The sequence below is a fragment of the Isoptericola sp. Y581 genome (assembly GCF_059445475.1).
This window is the reverse complement of the sequence record NZ_JCAIUK010000008.1, coordinates 208,426-225,965: the sequence shown is the minus strand read 5'-3', so window position 1 is coordinate 225,965 and position 17,540 is coordinate 208,426. Positions and strand designations below refer to the sequence as shown.

At 74.0% G+C, this 17,540-nt stretch carries 16 protein-coding genes; 5 read left to right on the top strand and 11 right to left on the bottom strand.

Features of this window, described 5'->3' with window-relative positions; all coding sequences use genetic code 11:
- The first annotated feature begins 104 nt into the window (after positions 1-104).
- A complete protein-coding gene (locus AC1C2W_RS16570; protein WP_495413741.1) occupies positions 105-1,016 on the top strand; it encodes an ABC transporter ATP-binding protein in 912 nt (303 codons plus the stop codon).
- Positions 1,013-1,825: an ABC transporter permease gene (locus AC1C2W_RS16565; RefSeq protein ID WP_495413740.1), complete on the top strand. Its 813-nt coding sequence runs from the start codon at positions 1,013-1,015 to the stop codon at positions 1,823-1,825. Before AC1C2W_RS16570 ends, AC1C2W_RS16565 begins: the two co-directional genes overlap by 4 nt.
- 52 nt (positions 1,826-1,877) lie before the next feature.
- Here the strand turns inward: AC1C2W_RS16565 and AC1C2W_RS16560 are convergent, their stop codons facing one another.
- On the bottom strand, positions 1,878-3,794 hold the full coding sequence (locus AC1C2W_RS16560; RefSeq protein WP_495413739.1) for a cation:proton antiporter: 1,917 nt from the start codon (positions 3,792-3,794) through the stop codon (positions 1,878-1,880).
- A gap of 189 nt (positions 3,795-3,983) precedes the next feature.
- On the opposite strand from AC1C2W_RS16560, the gene AC1C2W_RS16555 reads away from it, so the two are divergent.
- Positions 3,984-4,709 (top strand): PadR family transcriptional regulator, encoded by a 726-nt coding sequence (locus tag AC1C2W_RS16555; protein WP_495390623.1) that lies wholly within the window; start codon positions 3,984-3,986, stop codon positions 4,707-4,709.
- Here the strand turns inward: AC1C2W_RS16555 and AC1C2W_RS16550 are convergent.
- From AC1C2W_RS16550 to AC1C2W_RS16510, 9 genes are all read right to left on the bottom strand, one after another.
- Entirely contained in the window at positions 4,680-6,542 is a 1,863-nt protein-coding gene (locus tag AC1C2W_RS16550; protein ID WP_495413738.1) for a hypothetical protein, read from the bottom strand. The two genes, AC1C2W_RS16555 and AC1C2W_RS16550, sit on opposite strands and share 30 nt — an antisense overlap.
- 282 nt (positions 6,543-6,824) lie before the next feature.
- Positions 6,825-7,811, bottom strand: coding sequence for a cytochrome d ubiquinol oxidase subunit II (locus AC1C2W_RS16545; RefSeq protein ID WP_495390621.1), 987 nt, complete (start codon positions 7,809-7,811; stop codon positions 6,825-6,827).
- On the bottom strand, positions 7,808-9,154 hold the full coding sequence (locus AC1C2W_RS16540) for a cytochrome ubiquinol oxidase subunit I (protein WP_495413737.1): 1,347 nt from the start codon (positions 9,152-9,154) through the stop codon (positions 7,808-7,810). Before AC1C2W_RS16540 ends, AC1C2W_RS16545 begins: the two co-directional genes overlap by 4 nt.
- 214 nt (positions 9,155-9,368) lie before the next feature.
- The gene (locus AC1C2W_RS16535; protein WP_495413736.1) at positions 9,369-10,634 is read right to left on the bottom strand and encodes an ABC transporter permease; all 1,266 of its coding nucleotides are present in this window, start codon (positions 10,632-10,634) and stop codon (positions 9,369-9,371) included.
- Positions 10,631-11,569 carry an ABC transporter ATP-binding protein gene (locus AC1C2W_RS16530; protein ID WP_495390618.1) on the bottom strand — a complete coding sequence of 313 codons (939 nt, stop codon included), beginning with the start codon at positions 11,567-11,569 and terminating at the stop codon, positions 10,631-10,633. Before AC1C2W_RS16530 ends, AC1C2W_RS16535 begins: the two co-directional genes overlap by 4 nt.
- 102 nt (positions 11,570-11,671) lie before the next feature.
- A complete protein-coding gene (locus tag AC1C2W_RS16525; protein ID WP_495413735.1) occupies positions 11,672-12,682 on the bottom strand; it encodes an aldo/keto reductase in 1,011 nt (336 codons plus the stop codon).
- Entirely contained in the window at positions 12,679-13,110 is a 432-nt protein-coding gene (locus tag AC1C2W_RS16520; RefSeq protein WP_495413734.1) for a MerR family transcriptional regulator, read from the bottom strand. Before AC1C2W_RS16520 ends, AC1C2W_RS16525 begins: the two co-directional genes overlap by 4 nt.
- Before the next feature lie 788 nt (positions 13,111-13,898).
- Positions 13,899-14,534 (bottom strand): response regulator, encoded by a 636-nt coding sequence (locus AC1C2W_RS16515; RefSeq protein WP_495413760.1) that lies wholly within the window; start codon positions 14,532-14,534, stop codon positions 13,899-13,901.
- A gap of 83 nt (positions 14,535-14,617) precedes the next feature.
- Entirely contained in the window at positions 14,618-16,024 is a 1,407-nt protein-coding gene (locus tag AC1C2W_RS16510; protein WP_495413733.1) for a sensor histidine kinase, read from the bottom strand.
- Between the two features lie 63 nt (positions 16,025-16,087).
- Here AC1C2W_RS16510 and AC1C2W_RS16505 point away from each other — a divergent pair, with 63 nt between their 5' ends.
- Both AC1C2W_RS16505 and AC1C2W_RS16500 read left to right on the top strand, forming a co-directional pair.
- Positions 16,088-16,948 (top strand): MBL fold metallo-hydrolase, encoded by an 861-nt coding sequence (locus AC1C2W_RS16505; protein ID WP_495413732.1) that lies wholly within the window; start codon positions 16,088-16,090, stop codon positions 16,946-16,948.
- 54 nt (positions 16,949-17,002) lie between these two features.
- Positions 17,003-17,227 carry a DMT family transporter gene (locus AC1C2W_RS16500; RefSeq protein WP_495413731.1) on the top strand — a complete coding sequence of 75 codons (225 nt, stop codon included), beginning with the start codon at positions 17,003-17,005 and terminating at the stop codon, positions 17,225-17,227.
- Positions 17,228-17,326: 99 nt separating this feature from the next.
- Here AC1C2W_RS16500 and AC1C2W_RS16495 read toward each other — a convergent pair whose 3' ends face one another.
- Complete coding sequence (locus tag AC1C2W_RS16495; RefSeq protein ID WP_495413730.1) at positions 17,327-17,464, bottom strand: hypothetical protein; 138 nt, start codon at positions 17,462-17,464, stop codon at positions 17,327-17,329.
- Between the last annotated feature and the right edge of the window lie 76 nt (positions 17,465-17,540).

The following is a 17,540-nucleotide window of genomic DNA, read 5'->3' as shown; positions in this document are numbered from 1 at the left end:
CGGCGGGCATCCGCCGGGCGGCTCCTCCGCATCCACCGGAAGGAGGACATGGACCATCCTCTCGCCGGACGCGGCGCGCCCCCGGGGCCGGGCAGGATGGAGCCATGATCACCGTGGAGCACCTGACCAAGAGATATGGATCGGTGGCGGCCGTGGACGACGTGTCGTTCACGGCCGAGCCCGGGCACGTGACGGGCTTCCTCGGCCCCAACGGCGCGGGCAAGTCCACCACCATGCGCATGATCTGCGGCCTGACCCCCGCGACGTCGGGCGCCGCCCGCGTGCTCGGTAAGCCGTTCACCGCGCTCACCAACCCCGGCCGACGCGTGGGCGTGCTGCTCGACGCCGCCGCCCAGCACTCCGGCCGCACCGGCCGCGAGGTGCTCACCCTGGCCGCGCTCATGACGGGCGTCGACCGGCGCCGCATCGACACGACCCTCGACCTCGTGGGCCTCACCGACCGCGAGGCCGCCCGCCGCGTGGGTCAGTACTCCCTCGGCATGCGCCAGCGGCTGGGGATCGCCTCCGCGTTGCTCGGCGACCCCGAAATACTGGTCCTCGACGAGCCGGCCAACGGCCTCGACCCCGCCGGCATCCGCTGGATGCGCGACCTCCTGGACGACTTCGCCTCCCGCGGCGGCACCGTGCTGCTCTCGTCGCACCTGCTGCGCGAGATGGAGGCGGTCGCCGACCGGCTCGTCGTCATCGGCCGCGGCCGGGTCGTGGCCCAGGGGCACAAGGACGACCTGCTGCGGCAGGCCGGCACGTTCGCCCGCTCCACCGACGACGTCGCCCTTGCCACGGCGCTGCGCCGCGGCGGGGTCGAGGTCGACGTTCCCGCGACGGGCGGCCTGTCGGTCGCCGCCGAGCCGATCGACGTCGGCCGCGCCGCCGCCGCGGCGGGCGTGGTGCTCGTCGAGCTGCGCGCCGCCGACTCCCGCGGGCTCGAGGACCTCTTCCTCGAGCTCACCGCCGAAGACGCCCGCGAGGCCGTCCGAGAGGAGGTGTCCGCATGACCGCCACATCGTCGGTCGAGCCTGTCGAGACCAGGACCCGCCGCCCCCGCACCACCTCCGACGTCCGGCCACTGACGTTCGCCACCCTCACGCTGGTCGAGTGGCGCAAGCAGCTCGACACGCGCGCGGGCCGCTGGATGCTGGCAGTCATCGCCATCGTCACCGCCGGCGTGCTCGCCGTCATGATGGCCGTGAACGGCGGCAACCACTCGTTCAGCGCCTTCGTCGCCGGCACCACGACCCCGATGGCGATGCTGCTGCCCATCGTCGGCGTGCTCGCCGCCACCTCCGAGTGGTCGCAGCGCACCGCGCTGGTGACGTTCACCTTCGAGCCGCGACGCACGCGCGTCGGGCTGGCCAAGGTGGTCGCCGCGATCGGCTCGGGCCTCGTGCTGCTCGCGCTGACGATCGGCCTCGCCGCCCTCACCCACCTGCTGGTCGTCGCCTTCCGTGACGCCGACCCCGCGTGGGACTTCACGGTGCGCGGGGTCGCCTACCTCGCGATCACCGTGGTGCTGTTCATGGCGCAGGGCGTGGGCTTCGGCCTGGTGCTGCGCAGCACCCCGGCCGCCATCGTCACCCTGATGCTGGTGCCCACGCTGTTCGGCCTCCTCGGCGGGCTGGTGCCCGGCATGGCCGACGTGCTGCCGTGGGTCGACCTGGGCACGTCGAGCGAGCCGCTGCTCGTCGGCGGCGCGCTCGACGGCGAGGGCTGGGCGCAGCTCACGACCGCCTCGCTCATCTGGGTGGTCGCCCCGCTCGTCGGCGGCCTGTGGCGCGTCGCGCGCAGCGAGATCAGCTCGTCCTGACCGCGTTCGCCGGTTGAGCTCGTCGAAACCAGCCACCCGGGTTTCGACAGGCTCAATCAGCGGAGTCGAGGTGCCCCCGCATCTCGACGGCGATCTGGTCGGCGTCGAGCTGCTCCAGGGCCCTGCTCAGCAGGTCCGAGTCGTAGGTCCCCACGGCTCGGGCCTCGAGCAGGGCCTTGCGCTGTGCGGCGATCGTCGCGAGCCGCAGCTCGAAGAACTGGGCCGACACCTCCTCGGGCGTCGCGTCCTCCTCCTCCTGGTCGATCTGTTCGCGCATGACGACGTTGCGCACGCGCTCCACCACGTACGGCGCGTACGGGGTGCCGTCCTTGCGGTGCAGGTCCGGGCTGTCGAGCATGTCGCGCGCCGTACCGTCGACGACCTCGCGCAAGCCCTGCGTCCCCTCGACGAACCGGGACGACGTGACCCCCGCCAGGCCGAGCCGGCGCACCACCCACGGCAGCGTGCCGCCCTGCACCAGCAGGGTGCCGGCGGCGACGCCGAACGCGACGAGGATGAGCAGCGAGCGCTGCGGAAAGTCCTGGGGTAGCGTCTGGGCCGCCGCGAGCGTCACGACGCCGCGCATGCCTGCCCACACGATGACCACGCCCTCCCTGGGCCCGAGCGGCGCGGCGAGGAGATAGTCCACGTCCGCGATGCGTCGCGTGAACCGGCGCCGGAACTCGCTGATGCGGTCCATCCGGCGCTGCCGCAACCGCTCCTGCTGGTCGTCGGACAGCTCGCCGGAGGCCGCCCGCCGCCTGTCGGCCTCCGCCTGCACGCGACGCTGCATCGCCCGCACCTGCCGGCGCGGGTTGCCGGCCTCCCACACCCTCTGGTCGCTCTGGGTCAACACGCCGGAGAGGTCCTTCGCCGCCTCCGGGGTGATGATGCCTTGGGGATCGCTGAACTGGTCGAGCTTCGCGGCGACCCGCTCCTGCATCCGGTCCAGCGTCTCGCGGACCTGCTCCGCCCGCCGTCGCCGGGCCGAGAGGTAGCGCAGCAGCGGAAGCACGAACAGCGCGCGCAGCCCGACGACACCCGCCGCCGCGAGGCCCGCGACGCCGACCGCCATCCAGACGGACCCGTGCGCCTCGTGCACGTCCTCGACGAGCGCGAACACCTCGAGGCCCATGGCGAGGAAGAGCCCTCCCTCCAGCAGTGTCTCGATGGTGCGCCAGTTCATCCGCTCGGCCACCCGGTCCTGCGGACTCAGGTGGCGTGCGGAGAGCGTGCTGGTGACGAGCCCGGCGGCCACAGCGGCCACGATCCCGGACGCGTCGAGCTCCTCCGCCGGCAGGTAGGCGGCGAACGGCACGACGAAGGACACCGCCGTCGACAGCGTCGCGTGCCTCAGGTGCTCGCGGGCCCAGAGCCCGAGACGTCCGACGATCACCCCGATGAGGACGGCGAGCAGCACGGCCTTGAAGAAGTTCCCGACCACGCCCCACAGACTCACGCTGGCCGCCGTCGCCGCGATCGCGGAACGCAGCAGCACCAAGGATGTCGCGTCGTTGAGGAGCCCCTCGCCCTCGAGCATGACGACGACGCGCTGCGGGGCACCCAGCTTCTTGATGATCGACGTGGCCACGGCGTCCGTGGGGCTGACGATCGCGCCCAGCGCGATCCCCGCCGCCAGGTCGATGTCCGGGATCACGCGGGAGAAGACGAACCCGAGCAGCACCGCGGAGATGACCACCAGCAGCACCGACATCCCGCCGATCGCGGTGAAGTCGCGGCGGAAGTCCATGGACGGGAACGACGCCGCCGCCGCGTAGAGCAGCGGGGGCAGCACCCCCGCGAGGACCACCTCGGGGTCGATCTCGATGCCCGGGATCGCGGGCACGAAGCTCACGGCGACACCGATCAGCACCAGCACCAGGGGTGCGGCCACCCCGGCCCGGGGCGCCAGCGCAGTGACACCGATGACGACAATCGCAGCGGTGACCGCGACGAGTAGCACCTCCATGGCGACCAACGTAGGCGTACCTCCTCGCGTTCTCCTGGGGCCGTCACCAAGGCGGTACGGACGTGACCCACATCACATCGGCACTCGTTGCGTAACGATATATCGCGTTCTATCTTAGACGTGTCGTCACCCATCCAAGACAGATCTTAGACGTGTCGTCATCCATCCAAGACAGCAAGGACATCTCTCATGCGAACCCCACGAGACACCTCTTTCGACCCCCGATCCTTCGACCCCCGGTCCTCCGACCGGCATTCCGACCCGCGCGGCGACCGCCGACGGCGCGGGGAGTTCCCCGGCGCCGAGGGCTTCAGCCCCGGCTTCGGCCCCGGCTTCGGCGGCCCCGGCGGACCCCGTGGCCCGCGCGGTCACCACGGCGGACGCCGCGCCGGGCGCGGCGAGATCCGCGCCGCCCTGCTGCTGCTGCTCGTCGAGCGGCCGATGCACGGCTACCAGGTCATCACCGAGCTCTCCGAGCGCACGGACGGACGCTGGCGGCCCAGCCCCGGCGCCGTGTACCCGGCGATCTCCCAGCTCCGGGACGAGGGCCTCGTCACAGTGACGGAGGACGGCGGGCGCCGTCTCGCGTCGCTCACCCACGAGGGCCGCGCGTACGTGGAGGAGCACCGCGAGGAGCTCGGCAACCCGTGGCAGAAGGTGGCCGACGACCCGCGCCGTCAGGGCCACGAGCTGCACGTCGCGATGCGCGGTCTGGGCGGCGCCGTCGCACAGGTGGCCCGCGCCGGTGACCGCGCGCAGGCCGAGGCGGCCGCGGCCGTGCTCGACCGGGCGCGGCGCGAGGTCTACCTGATCCTCGCCGGCCCGCAGGACGCCGGTACCGAGAGCGGCGTCGACAACGACGCCGACCCCGGCACCGAGGAGCCGTCAGCCGAGTCCGACGATCTCGGCCGGTGACCACCGCACGAGCCGGCCGTCGACGGCGAGCTGAACGCCCCAGCCGTCGCCGCCCAGCTCCACCCGCCACAACTGCACACCCGTAGCGGCGTCGAGCGCGACCCAGTGCACGACGTCGCTACGGGTGTAGTCCGGCACGACGAAAGCGGCCAGCCGCCCGTCGGTGAAGGCCGCCTCCACGAAGCGCGGCCCGTAGGCCCCCCATGCGTCGAGGCCCTCCACGAGGTCCTCGCGCATCCACAGCACCTCACCCGTGCCGAGATCCAGTCCGTGCACGCGGCGCCCCTCGTCCACCACGACCGCGACCTGCGCGGTACGCACCAGCAGGCTCGTGCTGCGCACGTCGTCCTTCCACAGCTCGTCGCCGTCGTCGTCCGTCGCCACGGTGGTGCCCCGACGACGCTCGAGGTGCACCCCGTCCCCGCCGCCGTCCGTGCTCAACGGCACCAGGTAGCGGCCCCGCACCTCCCGCACCTCGCTGCCGTCGCCGCGCAGCAGGCGGTCGGTGGCGTCCTGCGGGGCGGCCGCGTCCGCGTCGACGCGGGCCACGTAGCCGCCGCCGGTCAGCGGCTCCACCGAGAACCCCTCGAACGTCCCCGGGTCCCCCGGCCGGTCCAGACGCTCGCCGCCCGGCGTGAACCAGGCGTCGATGCCGCAGCCTCCCAGCCACACCAGCTTGTCGGTGACCATCGCCTGCACGCCGCCGCGCAGGTCCACCCCGGACGTCGTGCCGTCCTCCGACCAGCGCACGCAGAGTGCGGGGTCCACCGCGCCGTCGAACTGCACCGTGTGCTCCCAGCGGGCGTCACCCGTGGCCGCGTCCTCGAGCCGGACCCGCAGGTCGTACCCGTCGGGGATCGCCCCCGCATCGGCGGTGCCCGCAATCACGTCGTCCGCCACCCTCGGGTCCACCGGGCGGGCGGCGCCCACCCACGCGACCGTGACCAGCCCACCGCCCGAGCCCGGGAAGAGCATCGCGTGCGAGGCCGCGACCTCACGGGTCGCCGCGACCGTGCCGTCCGCGGCCACCACGGTCACCGTGCTGCGCTCGTGCGAGTCGTCCCCGGCGCCCTCATCGGCACCATCGGCACCATCGGCACCGTCGGCGCCCGCCGTCGCCGAAACGCACACGAGCTCCTCCACGGGCTCGACCGAGACGCTGCCCGACCGGGTCTGCGTGCCCGGCCCCGGCCCGCACGAGCTGGACCCGTCGGGCAGCTCCACCTGCCAGCGCTGCTCCCCCGTCTCGACGTCCAGCCCGAGCAGCGCGTCCTGGTGCTGGGCCACGACCAGGCCGTCGACGACGCCCACCAGCCCGCCGTGCGCGCGGCCCTCCGCCCCGACCCGCCACACCTCGCGCGGCTCGTCGGTCAGGTCAACCACGCCACCGGGCGCGTCCCGCAGCGCGGCGAGGCGACTACGGTCGCCCACCGTGTCCACGACGACGAACGTGAGCGCGGCCGCCACCAGCACCACCGCGGCGACCAGCCGACGCCCCCGCAGCGCCCGGCGCAGCCGGTCTGCGGCACGCCGCAGCCCGTCGACACCCCCTGCCGGTCCCGACATGCCGCCGAGGTAGCCCTCCGCGGGGGCCGCGGCGTCGTCGGCGGCGTCGTCGGCCGGGCCCTCGGCAGGATCGAGATCGATCAGCAGGGTGTCCGTCGGGCGCTCGCCGCGCCGCCGGTGCCGACCTGGAGTCGTCTCCGCCGGCGTGTCCGCGATCCGCGCCGTCCGCGTGCTCCGCACGACGGCGGCAACGTCGGCCCCCTCGTCGCCGTCGGGCTCGAGGTCGAACGTGTAGGCGTCACGGCCGGCGCCACGTCGTCGGGCCACCTCTCGAACCTAAGCCTGGCGGCCGGATCCTGCCGTCTTCGTGCCCTGGCGAAGTACCGCCGGTCGAATGGTCCGGCGGCGTGCGACGGCGGGGCCGCCGGCGCCATCGTGCGCCTCGTCATGAGGGTGGGCATGAGGGTGGGCATCGGGACGGGCGTCGGGACAGGCGTCGTGGGCCTCATGCTCGCGGCGCGGTCGGCCGCTCACCCCCATGCTGCGCGGCGACGATTTCGTCGGTGTTGCCCCGGCGTGTCGTCCGCGTCAGAGCCCACGTCAGAGGGTTCAGAGGAAGACGGCGGTGCGGGGCCCGAGCGGCCGCACCAGCACCCGCCAGCTCACGGCCTGCGCCACGAGGACGGCCGCGAACGCGCCGAGCACGGGCCACGTCAGGCCGTGCAGCACGGCAACGGGGGCGGCGAGGGCGATCACGGCCGGGCCCACCACGGCCGCCGTCGCCGCCACGGGCACGACGGCGAGCACCGGCCCCGCCCAGCGCACGACGCCGCTGCGCCGCAGGCCGTTGTCAAGGTCGAACCGGGCCGCGAGCGCCACGCACGCCGCCGCGATCAGCAGCACCGCGGCCAGCAGCGCCGACGCCGTGCCCAGAGCGGCGATCCCCAGCGCGCCGAGCGCGGCCAGCGTCGTGAGCGCCGCGGCCGGCACCAGAGCGCGGCGCACGCGCCGTCGGGCCTCCTGCGCGATCGCGACGGGCGCGCGCGCGGCCACGACCAGGCCGCCGTGCACCCGGGCCGCGGCGACGCCGAGCCCCGCCGTCACCACCGGCACGCCGAGCACGAGGCCCTGGGCCGCCGTGAAGCCGTCCGCGGCCTGCGAGAGCACCCCCGAGAGCAGCACCCACGCCACACCGGAGAGCGCGCCGAACGCCGCCGGGAGCGCGACGCTCGCCGCCTGCCCGACGACGTCCCAGCCGCGCCGCCAGCGCGGCGACGTGAGCCGGCTGCGCAGCCAGAGCGCGGCGTCGCGGGTCACCCACGCCACGAGGAGCGCGACGACCACGGGGTACGCGGCGGCCCAGAGCTCGGCCTCGACGTGCCCGAACGCTGCGAGCAGCACCCCCGCCACGGCGACCAGCCACACCTCGCCGAGCAGCAGGAACGGCGCGACGGTAGCGAGGACCACGCGGCGTCGGGGGTCGTCCCGGCCACCGAGTCCGCGCACGAGCTGCGCCCCGCCCTGCACCGCGCCGTCCAGCACGGCCCATCCCGCGAGCAGGACGGCGAGCAGCAGCCCCCAGCCGAGCGCGTTCATCGTGTACCTCCGAAGGTGAGGATCTCGGTGCGGTCGGGGTCGACCGCGGGGTCGAACGCGTCGTCAGTGTCGGGGCGGCCGTCGACGGGCGACGAGCTTTCAGGGCCGTCGCGCAGGGCCTCCCCGGGCGGCGCGCCCAGGGTGAGCCGCGCGGCGCCCCGCCGGGAGAGCCGGGCCATGACCGACCAGTCGACGACGGCGAGCGTGAGCATGGTGCCGACCAGCACCACGAGCGAGGCGATGACGACGCCGGCGGACGCGTCCGAGACGGCGTCCTCGGTGCGCAGCACGCCCTCGATCGCCCACGGCTGCCGGCCCACCTCGCGCGCCACCCAGCCGAGGAGGCCGGTGACGAACGGCAGCGGCAGCAGCACGGTGAGCGTGCCGAACAGGGCGACGCGCAGCGGCCGCCACATGCGGAACAGGACGTTGCCCGGCAACAGGAGCAGCATCACGACGCCGCCCAGGAACGTCAGGAACGCCACCGTCTGCATCACCGCGTACGCGGTGCCGATCACGCCGGGGGCGTTCGCGACCGAGGCCCCGGCGTCGAAGTACGAGTACTGGCCGTAGCCGAACCCGATCGCGAGGAACGACCCGACCGTGCCGGTGACGAGCCCCATGCGCAGCGACCGTCGCCACACGTCGTTCTCCGGCGACATGACGGCGCCCGGCCGCCCCGCGGCGACGATGCCCGGCAGGCGGGACGGCGACCGGCGCAGGTGCCACGCGCTGACGCCCACCAGCAGGAACGCGCCCGCCATGAGGCACGCCCCCAGGACGTGCAGGGCGGACAGGATCGCCGCCGGGTTGGTGATGAGCGCGGCGGCGTCGGTCACCCGGGCGACGCCGTGCACCATCTCGAAGCCCACGGGATTCCGCAGGAAGCCGTTCGCCACCATCACCGTGAACGCCGACAGGTAGCCGGTCGCCACCACCGCCCAGAACGCGGCGGTGTGCGCCCACCGCGGCAGCACGTGCCAACCGAACACCCACAGCCCGAGGAACGTGGACTCCAGGAAGAACGCGGCCATCGTCTCGACCACCAGCGGGGCGCCGAAAACCCCGCCCGCGACGTCGAGCAGGCCCGGGAAGTGCAGGCCGAGCTGCAGCTCCATGACGATGCCGGCCGCGATGCCCAGCGCGTAGTTGACGAGATACAGCTGCCCCCAGAACCGCGTGGCGGTCTCGAGGGTCGCGGCCTTGCCGGCGTCGCGCGCCACCGCCCACCGCGTCTGGAGGATCGCGACGACGGGCCCGAGCCCCAGCGTCACCAGGACGAAGAGGAAGTGGGTCCCGGCGAGCAGCGCGAACTGCAGGCGGGCGGCGTCGACGGCGGTCATAAGTGCGACGCTAGACCCGCGGAGGCCCGGAATTCTGCGCCTCCGGGCAGGTTCGGGGGGTAACCCTGAGCGATTTCGGGGGACACCCCTACCCCACCCGCGAGTTGTCAGGACCACGCGCATGGATACGTGCGCGTGATCCTGACAGGTCGCAGCCGCCGTGAGTTGTCAGGGCCAGGTACACCAATACCTCCCTCTGGCCCTGACAACTCGGTCAGGACGCCGTGAGCGCGCGCTTCCAGCTGAGGCGCCCGCCGGTCTGCAGCAGCGCCCCGCGGTAGGCGCGCTCGCCCACCAGGAGCGCGACGACGGCGAACGCAAGGAGGATCAGCAGCGACAGGATCGGCTCCCACCACAGGGCGTCGCCGGACAGCACGCGCACCGGCATCGACACGACGTTGGCGACGGGCACGTACGACAGGACGGTCTCGAGGGTGCCGCTGGCCGAGAACGTCAGGAAGTAGATGCCCATCACCGCCATCGTCATCGGCGTGGTGGTGTGCTGCAGGTCCTCGGCGCGGGACGCGAGCGCCCCGGCCACCGCGTACAGGGCCGCGAGCCCGAGGAAGCCGACGGCGAAGAACAGCACGAACCAGACGAGCGACGTCGACAGCGCCGGCAGGATCGACGCGGTCGGCGTGAACGACAGGGCAGCCAGGCCGACGGCCGCGAACACCACGTTCTGCGCCAGCGCCACCACCGAGCTGCCGAGGATCTTGCCCACCATCAGCTGCCGCAGCGGCACGGCGGTGGCCAGGATCTCGACGAGCCGCGACTGCTTCTCCTCCACCACGCTGCCCGCGATCATCTGGCCCGAGCCGATGACGCCGATGAAGAACAGCAGCGCCAGGGCGAGCGACGCGAAGAACAGCGTCTGCGAGTCGACGGCGTCGCCGTCGATCCGGTCGGTGGACAGGGTGCCGCCCTCGGTGAGCTCGGCGGTGGTGGTGCCCGCGGCCTCGGCGTTGTCCTCGAGGGTCTGCTCCGCGACGCCCGCCGTGAGCAGCCCAGTCAGCGTCGTGTCGGGGTCGGACTGGCCGGTGAGCACCCAGCCCCCGTCAGCGGGGTGCAGCCAGGCGTCCGCGTCGCCGTCGGTGAGCGCGGCGCGGGCGGCGTCGCCGTCCGCCACCTCGACGACCTCGAGCTCGGCGCCGCCGCCCTGCTCCTCGGGGACGGCCCCGGCCGTCTCGACCGCCGCGGTGGCGACCGTGTCCCCGGCGGTGACGGCGACGGTGAAGCTGTCGGTCTTGCTGCCCTGCCACGCCATGAACGCGGCCAGCACGGCGATGATCGCGACCGAGACGAGCAGCCCCACGAGGAACGTCTTGTTGAGGGCGCGCACCACGATCTCGCGGTTCATCACGACGAGCCAGGCGCCGCGGGTGCCCTCCTCGCCCTGTCGGTCGAGCGGGCGACGTCCTGAGCCGGTCGAAGGGTCGAGACCCTGCGCATCCGGACGGGTCGTGGCGGTCGTGGTCATGCCGTCACCTCGCGGTAGATCTGGGCCAGCGTGGGCTTCAGGGGAGTGAGCTCGCGGACGCCGCCGCGCTCAAGGGCCGTGGCGAGCAGGCGCTGCACGGTCGCGTCGTCGGCGAGCTCGAGCAGCGCGACGGGGCCGTCGACGTCGATCGCGTGCACGCCGGGCACCTCCCGCACCCAGCCCGCGTCGCCGCCGGTCACGAGGCGGTGGCGCACCCGGCCCGCCTGCTGCAGGTCGGCGGGGCGGCCGTCGGCCATGACCCGCCCGGCCTTGAGGATCACGAGCCGCTCACACAGCCGCTCCACCAGGTCGAGCTGGTGCGAGCTGAACAGCACGGGCACGCCGCGGGCGGAGTGCTCGGCCAGCAGGTCCGCCATCCCGTCGACGGCGGCGGGGTCGAGGCCGCTGAACGGCTCGTCGAGCACCAGCAGGCGCGGGGCCCCCATGAGCGCCGCGACGATCTGCACGCGCTGCTGGTTGCCGAGCGACAGCTTCTCGACGTGCTCCTTCGACCTGTCGCCGAGCCCCAGGCGCTCGAGGTGCTCGAGCACCTCCCTCTTGGCCGTGGCGGCGGGGATGCCGCGCAGCCGCGCCAGGTAGACGAGCTGGTCGAGCACCGGCTGCTTGGGGTACAGGCCGCGCTCCTCGGGCATGTACCCGAAGGTGCGCCGGTCGCCCCGCGTCACGGGGTTCCCGCCGAACCGCACCTCGCCGGCGGTCGGGCCGAGGACGCCCATGATCATCCGCATGGTCGTGGTCTTGCCCGCGCCGTTGCCGCCCACGAACCCGGTGAGCAGCCCGGGCGGGGCGGTGAACGACACGTCGTCGACGGCGGTCAGGTCGCCAAAGGTGCGCGTGAGGCCGCGCACCTCGAGGGCGGCGTCGGCACGGTGTGCCCGCCCGGCGGGTGTTGCGGGAGTCGTGAGGCTGGTCATGGCGTCCACGCTAGGCAGCCGCGGGGCCGCGCGGATCCGCCCTACGACGGAGATCGCCACCTCCGCCCCTGGGCGGAGACGGCGTCTCTCCTGCTCAGGCGCCTACTCGCGGGTCTCGGACACCCAGTCCGGGTTCGACCGGTCGGAGCGGGCACCGACCACGCCGTCGGCCAGCTCGCCGAGCGCGGACGCGGCCTCGTCGTCGAGCTCCAGGCGCAACGACGCGAGGTTCTCGTCCACCCGGGCCGCGCGGCGGGAGCCCGGGATCGGCACCACGGGCAGCCCGAGCACCTCCCCCTGGCGGCGGAGCCAGGCCAGCGCGACCTGGGCCGGCGTCGCGCCCCGCTCCTCGGCAATGCCGCGGAGCACGGCCACCAGCGCCTGGTTGGCCTCGAACGCCGACCCGCGGAACCGCTCGAGGTTGCTGCGCCAGTCCCCCGCCGGCATCTCCGCGCCGCCCAGGGTGCCCGTGAGGAACCCGCGGCTGAGCGGCGAGTACGGCACGAAGCCCACCCCGAGCTCAGCCGCCGTCGGCACGACCGCACGCTCCACGTCGCGGCTCCACAGCGACCACTCGCTCTGCACCGCCGCGATCGGGTGCACGGCCTGCGCCGCGCGGAGCTCCGCCGCCGTGACCTCCGAGAGACCGAGGTGGCGCACCTTGCCCGCCGTCACCAGGTCGGCCATCGCCCCGACGACCTCCTCGACCGGCACCCGCGGGTCGCGACGGTGCAGGTAGTACAGGTCGATGACGTCGACGCCCAGGCGGCGCAGGCTCGCGTCGGCCGCCTCGGCGACGTACGCCGTGTCGTTGCGCACGCCCATGCGCGTGTACGTGTCGTCCTCGGGCACGATCCCGAACTTGGTTGCGAGGGTGACCTCGTCGCGACGGTCCGCGAGCAGCCGCGCGATCAGCCGCTCGTTCGAGCCCGCGCCGTACAGGTCGGCGGTGTCGATCAGGTCGATGCCCGCGTCGAGGACGTGGTGCAGCGTGGCGAGCGCGTCCGCCTCGTCCACCTCGCCGTAGACCTGGGCGAGGCCCATCGCGCCGTAGCCGAGCAGGGAGGTGGTGAGGCCGTCGCCGAGCGTGGTGCGCGGGGTGGTCGTGGTCATGAGTCGTTCCTCTCGGGGGTCACGGGCAGGCCGTCGCAGTCGAGCCCCGCGGCGATCAGCTCGCCGTAGTGGTCGATCTTGTGCTCGACCGTGGCCAGGTCCTGCGCGAGCTGGGCCTGCTGCTGGCGGATGTTCGCGCGCTGCTTCTCCAGCAGCGCCAGACGACGGCCGTGGGAGCGGGCGCCGGCCTCGGACATGCGCACGAACTCGCGCACGTCGGCGACGGGCATCCCGGTGCGCCGCAGCGCCACGACGAGCCCCACGAAGACCACCAGCCGCTCCGGGTAGCGCCGTCGCCCGTCCGTCCCACGCGGGGTCGGGGGCAACAGCCCCTCGCGCTCGTACCAGCGCAGCGCGTCCACGCTCAGGCCGCTGTGCGCGGCCACGTCGCGGATGCCGAGCGTGACTTCCGTCTCCACTGCCGTCATGGGTCGACCGTAGGAGCTGGAGTGCACTCCAGCGCAAGGAACTTCCGCTCTCGACGTAGCGACTTCTTCGCGTCCGGGCGCAGGACGGCGAGAGATCGCTACGTCGACCGACGAGGGCTGTGGATGACGGCTGCCAGGCCGGCCCGACCCCGGTCTGCTGCACGGATGCATCGTCGCCTCGTCGTCCCCGGGCGCCTCCGCGCTGTCGCCGCCAGGCAGGAGGGCCTGGTGTCCTCGGGCCAGTGTCACGAACACGGCCTCACCGACCGGCACGTCGCCCTGCTCGTGCGTCGCGACGAGTGGAGCCGCGTCCTCTGCGGGTCGGCGCGGTGCCGCCCGTGCAACCTCATGGTGGGACGAGTCCGACCCGCGGGCGGAGTCGCCGATCGAGACCGCGACGCGGCTGGCCTGCGCGGACGCGGGTTGCCCGCCCCGACGCACTGCAGCTCGTCGTCCACGACGCCGACGGCCGGTTCCTCGCACGCGCCGACCTGGCGTGGATCCTGCCGGGTGGCCGGCTGCTCCTCGCCGAGCTCGACGGGCGCGACACCCACACAACGCCGGAGGCGCTGTTCGGCGACCGACGTCGGCAGAACGGGCTCACGAGCCGCGGGGCGGTGCTGCTGCGGTTCACGGGGCGCGACGTCACCCGGGGCGTGGTCGTCGCGGAGGTGCGCCGGCTCCTGGCCAGCGAGGGCTGGACTACTCGCCCGTGGGCTCCGGACCGGCCGTACGTGCTGTCGACGTCACACGTCCCGCACGTCCGTGCGCAGGACGGTGAGGGATCGCTACGTCAGCGTGCGGTGGTAGAAGACCACGGCCTGCACGCGGTCGCGCAGCTGCAGCTTGGCCAGCAGGTTCGACACGTGCGTCTTGACCGTGGCCTCGCCGAGGAACAGCTCCGTGGCGACCTCCGCGTTCGACAGCCCGCGGCCGACCAGCACCAGCACCTCCCGCTCGCGCGGAGTGAGCTGCTCGAGCCCGCCACCGCCGGTCGAGCTTGTCGAAACCCGGGTCTCGACAGGACCGACCGACGACCGGACCGCCTCGACCGACGGCCTGCCGGAGACCATCCGCTCGATGACGCGCCGCGTCACCTCCGGGGCGAGCAGCGCGTGCCCGGCCGCGACGGTCCGGACGGCGTCGACCAGCCGGTCGGCGTCGGAGTTCTTGAGCAGGAAGCCGGACGCGCCGGCGCGCAGCGCGTCGTCGACGTAGGCGTCGTCGTCGAACGTGGTGAGCACGAGCACCTTGGCAAGGTCGGCGACGACGATCCGGCGGGTGGCCTCGATGCCGTCCATCACGGGCATCTGCACGTCCATGAGCACGACGTCGGGGCGCAGCGCCCGCGCCTGCTCCACGGCCTTGGCGCCGTCGGCGGCCTCGCCCACCACCTCGACGTCCGGCTCGACGGACAGGATCATCGCGAAACCGGAGCGCACGAGGCGCTGGTCGTCGACGAGCAGCACGCGGGTCGGTGCGCCGCCGCCGGGGGTGTCGACGCTGGTCACGGGCGGTTCTCGGGCAGGGGCAGGCGCACCCGCACACGGTAGCCGCCAGTGACGCGCGGCCCGACGTCGGCGAGCCCGCCGTGCGTGGCGACCCGCTCGCGCACCCCCATCAGGCCCATCCCCGTCCCGGTGGACCCCGGGCGCGGACGACCGTCGTCGAGCACCTCCACCTCGGCGAACCCGTGGCGGAACCGCTCCGCCCCCGGCTGACCGATCGAGACCGGACGCCGGTCCACCCGCACGACGACGCTCGCCCGCCGCGCGGTGGAGTGCTTGCGCACGTTGCTCAGCGCCTCCTGCGCGGTGCGGTAGAGGCTGAGGCCGACGGGCGCGGGCACCCCGTCGACCGCGCCCGGGTCCGCCACGACGCGCACCTCGACGTCGAGCCCGCCGGCGTCCTCAGCGAGGCCGGGGATGTCGGGGAGCCCCGGCTCGGGGGCGCGGCTCTCCGGGGCCGCGCCCCCGGCCCGCGACCCGTCGTCCGGGCCGGGGTCGACCCCGCGCAGGGTGCCGAGCAGCCCGCGCATCTGCGTCACGGCCTCGCGCGACTCCCCCTCGATGGTGGCCAGCGGGACGGCGGCGGCCTCGGGGTCGCGGGCGAGCATCCGGCGGGCGGCGGCGGCCTGGATGCCGATGACGGACACGTGGTGCGCGACGACGTCGTGCAGCTCGCGGGCGATGCGCAGCCGCTCCGTCACCACCGCCTGCCGCTGCAGCTCCAACGTCTGGCGCTCGATCGTCTCCGCCTGCTCCTCGAGCTGCTCGCGGCGTCGCGCGGCGTGCCACATGAGCTGGCCGCCCGCCACCGCCCCGTAGAAGTAGGCGAAGTTGAAGAGCCAGGTGTAGGCGACCATGGCGATACCCGGGCTGATCAGGCCGGGGTGCGGGACGTCCAGGTCGAGCTGGTCGACGATCCCCTGCACGCCGGCCCCCGCCGCGAACTGCCACGCGAGCCAGAGGAACATCGCCAGCAGCGCGGCCCCGACGACGACCGTCATCGCCTGCCGGTCCCGCGCCCACGCCACCGCGCTGAACAGCGCGACGAAGTAGACGACCTGCAGCGGCGCGACCGCCGTCACCATCGGGACGGTCAGGCCCACGACGAGGAAGTGCAGGTACACCAGGGCAAGCACCGTCAGCGGGTACCGGCGACGCCACGCGAGCGGGACGGCGCCCGCGGCGGCGATCACGAACAGGCCCCAGGCGGGGGTGTCGACCCCCACGAAGCTGCCGAAGCTGCGGGCCAGCTCGGTGCCCACGACCGTGACGACGACGAACGCCGCGCCGAGCCACAGGTCGTTCCGGTAGGCGCGCGACGGGTCGGCGGGGATGCGCTCCCAGCCGGAGCCGATCCCCCACCAGTCGGAGAGGCGCGTGGTCATACTCGTGGTCTCCTGCGGCACCTGCCCAGCCTAGGGAGCGCAAAGCGCTGGGCGCCTCCGCCTCGAGGTGGAAGTCTGGTCGACATGGCCACGGATCAGTCGACCACCGATGAGTTCTGGATCTGCCGCACCTGCGCGGTCGAGCACGCCTCCCGCCCGGACGTCTGCGCGATCTGCGCCGACGAGCGGCAGTGGGTGCCCGCCGCCGGCCAGGCCTGGACCACCCTCGACGAGCTGGCGGCCGAGGGCCGCGCCGTCGAGGTCGTCGAGCTGGAACCCGGCCTGCTCGGGCTGCAGACCGCGCCCGGGGTCGGCATCGGGCAGCGGGCCAAGGTGGTGAGCACCTCCGCGGGGGCGCTGCTGTGGGACCCGCTGGGCTTCGTCGACGACGGCGTGGTCGCGGCAGTCGTCGACGCGGCCGGGGGCGGCGACGTCGTGGTCGCGGCCAGCCACCCGCACATGTTCGGCGTGCAGGTGGAGTGGAGCCGGCGGATCGCCGCGGCGACGGGCCATGATGTCCCGGTGCTGGTCAGCGAGGCCGACGCCGGCTGGGTGGCGCGCCCCGACGCCGTCATCGAGACGTGGTCGGGAGAGCGTGAGGTCCTGCCCGGCGTGGTGCTCAGCCAGCCGGGCGGGCACTTCCCCGGCTCGGCGGTCGTGCACTGGGCGGACGGCGCCGACGGGCGCGGGGTGCTGCTGTCCGGCGACACGATCTTCGCCAACCCCGACCGCACGTCCGTGAGCTTCATGCGCAGCTACCCCAACCGCATCCCGCTGTCGGGGGCGGTCGTGACGCGGGTCGCAGAGCACGTCGCCCGCCGACCGTTCGAGCGGCTCTACAACAACTTCGAGGGCGTGATCCCCGCCGACGCGCGCGACATCGTGCTGCGCTCCGCCGAGCGTCACGCCGCGTGGGTGCGCGGGGACTTCGACCACCTCACCTGACTCCTCGCCGGAACCGGGTCTCGACACGCCCGACCGACGGGGACAATGGCGGCCGTGGCAACCATCGCGACCGGGCGGCAGCGCGCCATCGGCGTCGGGCTGGCGATCGTCGCGGGGGTCGCCGCCGCGCTGCAGAGCCGCGTCAACGGCACCGTCGCCACCGAGACGGGCACGGCGTTCGGCACGGCGGCGCTGTCGTTCGGCTCCGGCTTGGTGCTGCTCACCGCCGCCCTCCCGTTCTCCCGCGCCGGGCGGTCGGCCGGGCGGCGACGTTCGTGAGCTTCCTCGTGGGGACGGCGGCGCTGCTGGTCGTGTTCACGGTGTCGCTCGTCGTCGAGGGGGCCCGCCCGCGGGCGCGTTCCCCCCGGACCTCCTGCTCTACTCCGGCGGCCTGCTGGGGATCGTCTTCATCGCCCTGCAGGCGGCCGTGGTGCAGCGCATCTCGTCGCCGTCGCCGTCCCGCTCGTCGAAGCGCCACTCCGCCGCCACCGTTGAGTTCCCGGCGGCTGCGGGCACGACGACGCCGCCACGGCCGGTGGCCGTGGCGGCGTCGTCAGCCGCCCGTCGAGCCTGTCGAGCCTGTCGAGCCTGT

Bases quoted from the DNA above. Each gene is read 5' to 3' on its own strand.
- AC1C2W_RS16570 (WP_495413741.1), top strand. From the start codon at position 105: ATGATCACCGTGGAGCACCTGACCAAGAGATATGGATCGGTGGCGGCC.
- AC1C2W_RS16565 (WP_495413740.1), top strand. From the start codon at position 1,013: ATGACCGCCACATCGTCGGTCGAGCCTGTCGAGACCAGGACCCGCCGC.
- AC1C2W_RS16560 (WP_495413739.1), bottom strand. From the start codon at position 3,794: ATGGAGGTGCTACTCGTCGCGGTCACCGCTGCGATTGTCGTCATCGGT.
- AC1C2W_RS16555 (WP_495390623.1), top strand. From the start codon at position 3,984: ATGCGAACCCCACGAGACACCTCTTTCGACCCCCGATCCTTCGACCCC.
- AC1C2W_RS16545 (WP_495390621.1), bottom strand. From the start codon at position 7,811: ATGAACGCGCTCGGCTGGGGGCTGCTGCTCGCCGTCCTGCTCGCGGGA.
- AC1C2W_RS16540 (WP_495413737.1), bottom strand. From the start codon at position 9,154: ATGACCGCCGTCGACGCCGCCCGCCTGCAGTTCGCGCTGCTCGCCGGG.
- AC1C2W_RS16535 (WP_495413736.1), bottom strand. From the start codon at position 10,634: ATGACCACGACCGCCACGACCCGTCCGGATGCGCAGGGTCTCGACCCT.
- AC1C2W_RS16530 (WP_495390618.1), bottom strand. From the start codon at position 11,569: ATGACCAGCCTCACGACTCCCGCAACACCCGCCGGGCGGGCACACCGT.
- AC1C2W_RS16525 (WP_495413735.1), bottom strand. From the start codon at position 12,682: ATGACCACGACCACCCCGCGCACCACGCTCGGCGACGGCCTCACCACC.
- AC1C2W_RS16520 (WP_495413734.1), bottom strand. From the start codon at position 13,110: ATGACGGCAGTGGAGACGGAAGTCACGCTCGGCATCCGCGACGTGGCC.
- AC1C2W_RS16515 (WP_495413760.1), bottom strand. From the start codon at position 14,534: ATGATCCTGTCCGTCGAGCCGGACGTCGAGGTGGTGGGCGAGGCCGCC.
- AC1C2W_RS16505 (WP_495413732.1), top strand. From the start codon at position 16,088: ATGGCCACGGATCAGTCGACCACCGATGAGTTCTGGATCTGCCGCACC.